This is a genomic window from Aestuariibaculum marinum (genome assembly GCF_014596975.1).
GTDB lineage: Bacteria > Bacteroidota > Bacteroidia > Flavobacteriales > Flavobacteriaceae > Aestuariibaculum > Aestuariibaculum marinum.
This window is the reverse complement of record NZ_JACVXD010000002.1, coordinates 822,084-832,417: the sequence shown is the minus strand read 5'-3', so window position 1 is coordinate 832,417 and position 10,334 is coordinate 822,084. Positions and strand designations below refer to the sequence as shown.

Genomic DNA, 10,334 nt, shown 5'->3' with positions numbered 1-10,334 from the left:
AAACTATATGACAACTCAAATGACTAACTGTATGAGATCCTCTTCGCTGATATTCTGACATATCATAAAGATATAATTTTTATATCACTAAAGTGCTGCAATGAAATTGCAGGGTTTTAGACCCTAATTTGAAACCAATAAAAACTCATCCAAATCTGTTATTTTCACAACATCTTTGGGACTTAGATTTTATACAACTCACCTTATGAGTTACCTTGAAACTACCCACAATGTTTACAAAGAAGCTGCACTAACTCCCGATGTTGGTTTGTGTTGTACAACAAATCCCATTTGGGAATTACCGGGATTAAAAATTCCGAAAATCATGCAAGAGATGAATTATGCCTGCGGAAGTACAGTTCATAATAGAGATTTAACCAACAGCCCGAAAACCGAAAAGAATATAGCCGGCACACACATAATGAATTCTTTTATTATATGTTGTTTGTTGACTTTCGGAATACTCAGCTAAAAGGCTATCTAAAGTCCTCATAATATCTTATTTTTACGTTTAGTTAGTGGCTATGGATAAATATATAGAAATAATACAAAAATCTTACACCGGTTACTGGAATTACCTAAAGCACGAATTAATTACCATTAACCATTGGGACAATTACTTCTATGGTCTCATTTTTATTTCGTTAGCGGTTTGGCTTTTAGAAATTATTTTCCCTTGGCGCAAACAACAATCCATATTTAGAAAAGACTTTTGGTTGGATACCTTTTATATGTTTTTCAACTTTTTTCTTCTGAATTTAATCGTACTCATTGCTTTATCGAATACAGCGGCTCAGTTTTTTAACGATATCTTATCTGTTTTTGGATTAAGCATTTCCAGCTTCCAACTTTTTGATGTCGACGCCCTACCAAAAGTATTAGGCTTACTTATCTTTTTTTTAGTTGGAGATTTTATTCAATGGAACACTCATAGACTACTGCATCGTGTGCCACTCCTTTGGAATTTTCACAAAGTGCATCATTCTGTAAAAGAAATGGGATTTGCAGCACATTTACGCTACCATTGGATGGAACCGGTGGTGTACAAATCGTTACTATATATTCCTATGGCTATTATTGGCGGTTTTGATGCTCAGGATGTAGCTATCATTCACTTTTTTAACATTACTATTGGTCATTTAAATCATGCTAATTTAGGCTGGAATTACGGTTCGTTAAAATACATTTTAAACAATCCTAAAATGCACATTTGGCATCACGTTAAAGACTTGCCCAAACAAGCTAAATTTGGAATAAATTATGGCATTACCCTAAGTATCTGGGATTACTTGTTCAATACTGCTCATATCCCTTATAATGGGAGAGATATAGAACTAGGGTTTGAAGGTGATGAAGCGTTTCCGAAAGATTTTATAAGTCAGGAATTATACCCTCTAAATAAAAAATAATCACCTGATTGTTACATTATAACAGGTGAATCGTCTATTTTTATAGTAAAGCAAAATACTATGAAACTCACCTACACCTTCTTTTTTTGCATTATATGGCTTCATATTCCTGTATCTGCCCAAGAAACCATAAAAGCCACAATCTTAGATTCTATAACCCAAAACCCCATTCCCTTTGCTACCATTTCTACCGCTAAAAATTTTGGAGTTATCAGTAATGAATATGGGGAATTTCAAATTAATCTGAATACTACAGAAGACATCGATTTAATTATTCAATGTTTGGGTTATGAGAGTAAAAACCTTCCAGTTAAAACCTTTAAAGACAGTATCGTTTTACTGCGCCCGAAATCCATTGAATTAGATGAAATTCTCGTTTCAAACAAACATTATACCCCGGAAGAAATCATAGACAAAGTTAAAGACAACCTCTTGCAAAACTACAGTACCGAATTTACCAAAAGCACACTCTTCTCAAGAACATCGTTCAACACCAAAATGCAAAAACAAGAGATTGACATTAAAAAAAGTAGTATTCCCGAACTCAATCAGGCATTCATCGATAGTGTGATTCAGTCGCTTCCTAAAAACAACGATTACCATACCGAACTTCTAGGAGACCTTTACACTAACAATTACAGCCAATCGGAAAAACTTAATATCATTAAAGCATCGAAATTATACAACAAAGACACCGAAATTAACTTAAAAGGATTTCAAACCAAACTAAAAGACATTGCTCAAAAACACATAAAGCGTGATTCGTATTTAAAAATTAAATCGGGGTGGTTTGGCACCAAAGAAAGTATTGATTCATCGTTTTTTGATACCGAGAATAACAAACAAACGAAATCCTTAATCGACGAACAAGAAGCCGATGAAAACTCAAGAAAAGAACTCTTTTTAATGAGTAACAAACAAGCCATTTCTAAATTGATTAACGAAAGTTTTGTCTCAGAAAAAAGCGACCTCAACTTTATTCATAAATCTAATAAATATGAATATCAACTTTTAGATTATGCCTTTTTAAATGATGATTTTGTGTATAAAATTAGTTTTTCTCCTAAGCGGGGTGCAGATTACCAAGGCGTACTTTATATAAATACCGATGATTTTGCAGTGGTTCGTGTCGATTACAGAAATGTAAAAGATTTAAGAAACTTTAGTTTACTCGGATTCTCATTTAAAGAATACAAACATGAAGGCTCCTTAATTTATGGCAAAAATGAAGACAAAAGTTATTCGCTTCGTTTCGCCGAAAATACACAAGGTCATAATATCGGTATTGAAAGGCCTTTAAAAATTGTTGAGAAAAACAAAAATACTCGAGGTCGAAGAAAACAAAACGAATTGGTTTCCGATATTCATTTTATACTTTCTAGTTCATCAAAACAAGTGCTCGTTGTCTTTGAAAACCACACGATTTCTGAAAATGAATACAACAGTTTCAAAGAAAACCCGAAAGTAACTCCGACTTATTTACCTGCTTACGATCCAGATTTCTGGGCTGGCTACAATATAATTGAACCGAATCAAGCTATTAAAGATTTTAAAATTATGGAATAGTTAATTTCTATTTCTACCTTTTTCGTCGGGATACAAATCTTTAACAATATCACTTTGCACATAGGCTTTAGTATCGACATTCATTCCTGTAATGCGTCCGAAAAAAGCAGCGCCGGTATCAATATTCCAAACATTAGCCGCATGCATAGGTTCAAATGAATTGAAATTAATAGTTGGCGTGTGGCCGATAAAAATTTCTTTATAATGCTTTAATCGGTTTGGGTATTTTGGGGAATCTTTAGTGAGCGACTTATCTAACCCCAAGGCCATTTCCCATAAGGTTCGATCTGTTGAAAAACTACTAGCCATTGCTTCCTTACCTACCCCATGCATCGAAGTAAATCCGGCATGAATAAACAACCTGTTTTCATCATCAATATGATACCAAGGCATGTCGTTAAAAAAAGCATGATGTGCTAACTTTTCCTCTTTAGAAAACCCTGCATAACTCTCCATAGTTTCCTTACCACCATGTATGTACCAGGTTGGGTTCACATAATCAGACTTTAACCAGTCTTCACACCAGACATCGTGATTTCCTTTTATAAAAACACAGTTTATTTTTTCAGACAGGTCCATTAGAAAGGCAATAACTTGTGCCGACTCACTCCATCCGTCCACATAATCGCCCATAAAAATTATAGTATCTTCGTCTTTAACCTCCAACTTATTTAAAACCTGAATTAAAGCCTTAAAACCGCCGTGAATATCTCCAATGGCATATGTACTCATACTTGCTTTTTTCTACAAAACTAAAAGATTAGCTCAAAACAAAAGAAGCTTCAACGTTATTATAAGTTAAAATTGAAGATTTACCGAATACATAAAAGGAGAACTAAAAAATTAATACCGAGTATACCAATCTTCAACTAAAACCTCAACGGGTTTATTCTGCGGCGTAAACATGAAATTCTCCTCTCCCCCCGAACTATCATGTTTATGGTGCCATTTCCAAATAAAACCTCCAGCAAACCAGTTCTCGTTCCAAAAAGTTTCAAACAAAGCCTGAGTTGCATTTAACTGTGCTTCTAGATTTACGGCATTCATTCGTCTGTCCGATTCCCATGGTTGGTTTCCGGCATAATCGACACTGCGATAACCAAACTCGGTAAACAAAACAGGTTTCTTTAAGTTTTCTGAAAATATTTTTAACTGAGGCTTATAACTTTCCCAACCTTGTTTACAGCTTTCAACGGATGGTGTTTTTAAATTACTCACTGGAAAATAAGAATCAATCCCAATAAAATCCAGCTGATTCCAAAATGGGGTGCGGTTATATTCATTCCAATTAGCAGCATAAGTTAATTTACCGGAGTATACTTTTCTAATGCGACTAATCAGTTCTGACCAAAATTCCGGCCGATGATCTATAAACGTTTCAAGCTCGGTACCAATACAAAATAATCCCGTCTGAGTTTCTTCAGCCACTTTGGCAAAATCTAAGATAAAACCAGAATAGGTTTCCTCCAATTCTGTCCATGCGTCTTCAGTATTCATTTTTATTTTCCCTGTAAATTCTCCACGACTCACCCATATCTGAGGTTTAATCATTACGCGAATACGCTGGGTTTTAAAAGCCTTCACATACTGTTGTACGCCTTCTTTAGTTTCACCAAACCATTGTCTATTTGAATTGTATGTAATCCGAGGATGCTCTAAATTACGTATAAACCCAAAAGGCATTATTGCAACATAATTTGCCTGAAGATTAATAACCGGGGTAACGTGCGTATTATTTATGGAATCTCTGGAAGCAACAAAACTAACACCGTTAATTTTTTTGTTTGCCACAGAAGCTATATCGCAACTACTCAGCAAAACCATTAAACCAATAATTATAAAACGTTTCATACCTGAAAAATAATGCTATATTTAATTACCTAACATCTTAATTAAACCTTTGTTTTGAAAGGTAGCCATACTTTATAGGACAAATTGAAAAAAAATTATGAACGAATTAAAAACCAAAAATCAAGAACCCAATATTTTTAAATGGGCCCTTAAATTTGCGGCATCAGCAGGTATTGCAGGAATTTTATGCTGTGTTGCACCTGCGGTTTTATTTATGTTTGGGTTAATGGGCGGTATTTACGCCATATCGTTTGCCGATTTTTTTTATGCTGAAGATGGCTCCGTTGGGTTGGGATCTTGGATTTTACGTGGTATCGCAGTAATCATAGGTGTTTATGGCATTTTTATGTATAGAAAAAAACAAAACCAATGCTCTATAGACCCGAAACGTAAAAGAAAAAATCTTATTTTGGTTACGTTAATTATTATAGTTTTAGGTATTGGTATTTTTCTTTCTTTAGAAAAATGGTCGTCTTGGTATTTTGACAAGCATATTGTTCCTGCCCAACAAGAAGAATACCTTCAGAAGCGCCAAAAAAATTAAACCTAAATTATATTTCTCCCCCAAATGACAATAATTAATGTTATTATTCCTGCTTACAACGAGGCAGATTCTATTGCCAAAGTTATTAAGGATATTCCAGATATAGTTGATGACATTATAGTTATTAACAACAACTCCACCGATCAAACTGAGGTAAATGCAAAACATGCCGGAGCCACCGTATTAACCGAAACTAATAAAGGTTACGGCTATGCCTGCTTAAAAGGCATGCAATACATTGAAAATAAGATTGAAAAACCAAATATTATTGTATTTTTGGATGGAGACTATAGCGATTACCCAGAAGAATTAACCAAACTAGTGCAGCCTATTATCGAAAATAATATAGACTTTGTTATTGGTTCTAGAGTAAAAAATTTACGTGAACCCGGGTCCATGACTGGACCACAAATTTTTGGCAATTGGCTGGCCACAAACCTGATGACCTTATTCTTTTCTGCAAAGTATACTGATCTGGGACCTTTTCGTGCCATTAAATACGATAAATTACTGAATTTAAACATGATAGACAAGACCTATGGATGGACCATAGAAATGCAATTAAAGGCATTAAAACACAAATTATCATACACAGAAATACCCGTAAATTATCGAAATAGAATTGGTGTCTCAAAAGTTTCAGGAACCATAAAAGGTAGTATATTTGCGGGCATTAAAATCTTAGGTTGGATTTTTAAATATAGTATTAAGAAATGATTTTAGAAACAACAGTTATCATTATTTATAGCATTGCACTATTGCTTATTTTCATGTATGCTTTAGCGCAACTAAACCTTCTTTTCAACTACCTGTCATCCAAAAGATGTAAGGATACTTGTGAAACATTCGATTTATCGAATCCAGATGAAGTCCCTTTCGTCACGATCCAATTGCCAGTGTATAACGAAATGTACGTTATGGATCGTTTATTAGATAACATTGCTAAAATCGACTATCCAAAAGACAAACTTGAAATTCAGGTTCTTGACGATTCAACCGACGAAACTATAGAAACTACGCGTAAGCACGTAGAAAAACTACAAGCTACAGGTTTAGATATTCAACATATTACCAGAACCAATAGAACCGGTTTTAAGGCAGGCGCTTTAAAAGAAGGACTAACCATTGCTAAAGGTGAGTTTGTTGCCATTTTTGATTCTGACTTTTTACCAGAAACCGACTGGCTACAGTGTACTATTCCGTTTTTTAAAGACGAAAACATTGGTGTGGTTCAAACCCGTTGGGGACACTTGAACCGCAACTACTCACTACTTACAAAAATTCAGGCCTTTGCTTTAGATGCACACTTTACTTTAGAACAAGTTGGAAGAAACTCAAAAGGTCATTTTATCAACTTTAACGGTACTGCCGGAATCTGGCGTAAAACCTGTATTCTTGACGCAGGAAACTGGGAAGGTGACACCTTAACTGAAGATTTAGATTTAAGCTACCGTGCCCAATTAAAAAACTGGAAATTTAAATATTTAGAGGACGTTAAAACCCCTGCCGAATTACCCGTTGTAATTAGCGCAGCACGTTCGCAACAATTTAGATGGAATAAAGGTGGTGCCGAAAACTTTAGAAAAATGCTTTGGCGCGTATTAAAAAGCGAAAACATATCAGCTAAAACAAAGCTTCACGGATTATTGCACCTTTTAAACAGCACCATGTTCTTAAACGTATTAATCGTTGGTATTTTAAGTATTCCAATGTTATACATTAAAAATGAGTACGCTCACTTAAAACCATACTTTTACGTCATGAGTTTCTTTGTGATTAGTACCATCATTTTCTTTGTATGTTACTGGTTTATGTATAAAAACACCTATGGAGGTGGCATCAAAAATTTCATCAGATATATAGGCATGTTCTTTGTGTTCTTCTCAATAGCTATGGGCTTCTCATTACACAACTCGATTGCGGTATTAGAAGGCCACTGGGGTAAGAAAAGTGAATTTGTTCGTACCCCTAAATTCAACATTAATACATTAAAAGACAGCTGGAAGAAAAACAAATACCTTAAAAAAACGGTTTCTATCCATGTAATTTTTGAAGGATTACTGATGTTATATTTTGGGTTTGGGATGTATAGCGCCTTTATCGTAGGAAATCAAGGTGGAGACTTTGGGCTTTTCCCATTCCACTTGATGTTATTCTTAGGGTTTGGCTATGTATTTATTAAATCGTTAACCTCTAAAGTATAAGTTTTAGAGAACGTCTACATAAAACAACAAAAAGGCTCGCTTATTTAGCGAGCCTTTTTTGTTTCTGTTAGAATGATTTCATTCAATTAATCTTCATCCATTTCCATAATTAAATTAGCGATTAGCGCAGTCCATCCGGTTTGGTGCGATGCTCCTAACCCCTTTCCATTATCTCCATCAAAAAACTCGTAAAATAAATGTTCATTTTTAAAATGTTCTTCTTTGGAAAACATATGATTCTCATCATCGGAGTGGTATTGATATTTTCCGTCTTTATTACGCTCAAAAAGTTTCACCAATCGTTTTGTTAACTCATTCGAAATTTGCTTCAAATTGAGTTTATTTCCTGATCCTGTTGGATATTCATAAGTATACGCATCGCCGTAATAACTGTAATATTTTCGAAGGGATCGGATAATAATATAATTTAAAGGCATCCAAATCGGACCTCTCCAATTCGAGTTTCCGCCAAACATATTGGTTCTACTTTCACCAGATTCGTATTGTATTTGATGACGCCCATGATGCTCAAAAACAAACGGGTGTTTTTCATGATATTTAGATAGTGAACGAATACCGAAGTCTGACAAGAACTCATCTTCATCCAACATACGTTTTAATAAATGTTCTAACCTAAAACCGCGCATAATAGAAAACAAATGATAGCCATCGTCATTTATCTTTTCAATATTAGAAATTAACGATGCTAAATCCGGACGAGTTCTTACAATTTCGGCCGCACGTATTTTAAATTCTTTTAATTCTTCAAATAAATCTTTATGAATAATCTCCACAGCAAACAAAGGAATAATCCCAACCAACGAACGTACTTTTAAACGCTCTGTTGCTCCCGATTCCATTTCAACAACATCGTAGTAGAAATTATCTTCATCATCCCAAAGTGATATGTCTTTTTGACCAATATGATGCATCGCCCATGCAATGTTTAAAAAGTGCCTGAAAAACTTAGCTGCGACCTCCTCATAAATCTTATTGGTTTTAGCCAGTTCCAAAGACATACGCAGCATATTAATTGTGAATAATGCCATCCAACTCGTGGCATCGGCTTGCTGCATTCTGGTAATTCCCGGAGGCATATGATTTCGATCGAAAACACCAATGTTATCTAAACCTAAAAACCCACCCTCAAATAAATCAATACCATTTTTGTCCTTTTGATTGACCCACCAGGTAAAATTAATAAGTAACTTCTGAAATACCTTTTCTAAAAACGCTGTATCTCCAACACCTGTATATTCCTTATCTTTTTCATAAACACTCCATACAGCCCACGAATGCACCGGAGGATTTACATCACTAAAATTCCATTCGTAAGCCGGAATTTGTCCGTTAGGATGCATATAACTTTCCTGAAGCACTAGTAACAATTGTTCTTTAGCAAAATACGGGTCGACCTCAACAAAAGATACCATATGAAAGGCCAAATCCCAGGCTGCATACCAAGGATATTCCCATTTGTCAGGCATAGAAATTACATGTCTGTTGGTTAAATGTTGCCAGTTGTAATTTCGAAGATTTACGCGATCTGGTTTTGCCTCTCCAGGCCCTCCAAACAGCCATTTAAACACATCATAATAATAAAACTGTTTCGTCCATAATAACCCTGAAAAAGCTGCCTTCGCCACTTTTTTATGAGATTCCGGCACATTGTTTTCTATAGTTTCATTATAAAACTCTTCACATTCTTGTTGTCTTTGATTAAAAACGGCATCAAAATCAACAAAAGGTGATTCTATTTTATTTTTACTTAATCGTACTTTTACACTTCTTTCTTCTCCTGGCTTAAGTTTAAACTGATGCCAAATTGCTAGCTTGGAACCGGTTTTATCTGGGTTAACCGAAGCTTTGCCTTCTATAACATGATTATTGATCCCGTCTTTTACATAAGGCACATCGTTAGGCACATTATAAATGCGTTTATTATTTGTTTCATTTTCACAAAACAATTGCTCTCCTCCTTCATGATAAAAATAGTAACGCCCATTGCGAATACTTCTTGCCACGACAGCTTCCTCCTGAGATGTTGACAACCTCATGCTAGGGCGTTCAAACCGATTATTATGCTTCCAGAAATTGCGGTACCAAAGATGAGGCAACACATGAATATCGGCCGCCTTTTTCCCCCGGTTAACAACAGTAACTTTTAATAAAATATCGCCTACGTCGGCTTTAGCATATTCAATATAACAATCGAAATAAGCATTATTTTTAAAGCAGCCCGTATCTAGGAGTTCATATTCCGGTTCTTCACGACTTCTCCGATTTCGGTTTACCAAATCGCTATATGGAAACTCATTATGAGGATATTTATAAAGATATTTGCAGTAAGAATGCGTAGGTGTTGATACTTGGTGAAAATAAAGTTCTTTAACATCTTCGCCGTGATTACCCTGATTATTGGTTAAACCAAACAGACGTTCTTTTAAGATGGCATCCTTACCATTCCAAAAAGCCGGTGCTAAGCATAAAATCTCTCGAGAATCACAAAATCCGCCAATACCTTCCTCTCCCCATCGAAATGCATTACTACGTGCTTTATCATGATCTATAAATTCCCAGGATTCTCCATACAAACTATAATCTTCACGGACAGTTCCCCATTGCCTCTCGGCTAAATAAGGCCCCCAATTTTTCCAATGTCTATAAGCGTCTGCTACTTCCAATCGCTTTGCTTCAGGCCCTTTTTGCTTCATATCAATCTTTTCTTTTTGTTAGCGTTCATGTTACGGAAAGTCAACT

At 35.2% G+C, this 10,334-nt stretch carries 8 protein-coding genes and 1 pseudogene; 6 read left to right on the top strand and 3 right to left on the bottom strand.

Translation table 11 applies throughout. The annotated features are described in order from the left end of the window. Positions 1-205: 205 nt before the first annotated feature. The 3 genes and pseudogenes from ICJ85_RS07330 to ICJ85_RS07320 all read left to right on the top strand — a co-directional run. Positions 206-391: pseudogene (locus tag ICJ85_RS07330) on the top strand (arsenosugar biosynthesis arsenite methyltransferase ArsM); the annotation flags it as partial. Between the two features lie 133 nt (positions 392-524). Next, entirely contained in the window at positions 525-1,409 is an 885-nt protein-coding gene (locus ICJ85_RS07325) for a sterol desaturase family protein (protein WP_188223113.1), read from the top strand. Positions 1,410-1,469: 60 nt separating this feature from the next. Continuing rightward, positions 1,470-2,975, top strand: a complete 1,506-nt coding sequence (locus ICJ85_RS07320; RefSeq protein WP_188223112.1) for a carboxypeptidase-like regulatory domain-containing protein — start codon at positions 1,470-1,472, stop codon at positions 2,973-2,975. Here the strand turns inward: ICJ85_RS07320 and ICJ85_RS07315 are convergent, their stop codons facing one another. Together ICJ85_RS07315 and ICJ85_RS07310 are read right to left on the bottom strand one after the other, a co-directional pair. After that, entirely contained in the window at positions 2,976-3,707 is a 732-nt protein-coding gene (locus ICJ85_RS07315; protein ID WP_188223111.1) for a metallophosphoesterase family protein, read from the bottom strand. A gap of 111 nt (positions 3,708-3,818) precedes the next feature. Then, positions 3,819-4,826, bottom strand: coding sequence for a glycoside hydrolase family 113 (locus tag ICJ85_RS07310; RefSeq protein WP_188223110.1), 1,008 nt, complete (start codon positions 4,824-4,826; stop codon positions 3,819-3,821). A 97-nt stretch (positions 4,827-4,923) separates the two neighbouring features. On the opposite strand from ICJ85_RS07310, the gene ICJ85_RS07305 reads away from it, so the two are divergent. The 3 genes from ICJ85_RS07305 to ICJ85_RS07295 are packed head-to-tail and all read left to right on the top strand — an operon-like array spanning position 4,924 to position 7,574. Continuing rightward, a complete protein-coding gene (locus ICJ85_RS07305) occupies positions 4,924-5,370 on the top strand; it encodes a hypothetical protein (RefSeq protein WP_188223109.1) in 447 nt (148 codons plus the stop codon). 24 nt (positions 5,371-5,394) lie between these two features. Then, entirely contained in the window at positions 5,395-6,087 is a 693-nt protein-coding gene (locus ICJ85_RS07300; RefSeq protein ID WP_188223108.1) for a glycosyltransferase family 2 protein, read from the top strand. Then, on the top strand, positions 6,084-7,574 hold the full coding sequence (locus ICJ85_RS07295; RefSeq protein WP_188223107.1) for a cellulose synthase family protein: 1,491 nt from the start codon (positions 6,084-6,086) through the stop codon (positions 7,572-7,574). Before ICJ85_RS07300 ends, ICJ85_RS07295 begins: the two co-directional genes overlap by 4 nt. 86 nt (positions 7,575-7,660) lie before the next feature. Here ICJ85_RS07295 and ICJ85_RS07290 read toward each other — a convergent pair whose 3' ends face one another. Then, on the bottom strand, positions 7,661-10,288 hold the full coding sequence (locus ICJ85_RS07290; protein WP_188223106.1) for an MGH1-like glycoside hydrolase domain-containing protein: 2,628 nt from the start codon (positions 10,286-10,288) through the stop codon (positions 7,661-7,663). Positions 10,289-10,334: the final 46 nt, after the last annotated feature.

Bases quoted from the DNA above. Each gene is read 5' to 3' on its own strand.
- ICJ85_RS07320 (WP_188223112.1), top strand. From the start codon at position 1,470: ATGAAACTCACCTACACCTTCTTTTTTTGCATTATATGGCTTCATATT.
- ICJ85_RS07325 (WP_188223113.1), top strand. From the start codon at position 525: ATGGATAAATATATAGAAATAATACAAAAATCTTACACCGGTTACTGG.
- ICJ85_RS07290 (WP_188223106.1), bottom strand. From the start codon at position 10,288: ATGAAGCAAAAAGGGCCTGAAGCAAAGCGATTGGAAGTAGCAGACGCT.
- ICJ85_RS07300 (WP_188223108.1), top strand. From the start codon at position 5,395: ATGACAATAATTAATGTTATTATTCCTGCTTACAACGAGGCAGATTCT.
- ICJ85_RS07295 (WP_188223107.1), top strand. From the start codon at position 6,084: ATGATTTTAGAAACAACAGTTATCATTATTTATAGCATTGCACTATTG.
- ICJ85_RS07305 (WP_188223109.1), top strand. From the start codon at position 4,924: ATGAACGAATTAAAAACCAAAAATCAAGAACCCAATATTTTTAAATGG.
- ICJ85_RS07315 (WP_188223111.1), bottom strand. From the start codon at position 3,707: ATGAGTACATATGCCATTGGAGATATTCACGGCGGTTTTAAGGCTTTA.
- ICJ85_RS07310 (WP_188223110.1), bottom strand. From the start codon at position 4,826: ATGAAACGTTTTATAATTATTGGTTTAATGGTTTTGCTGAGTAGTTGC.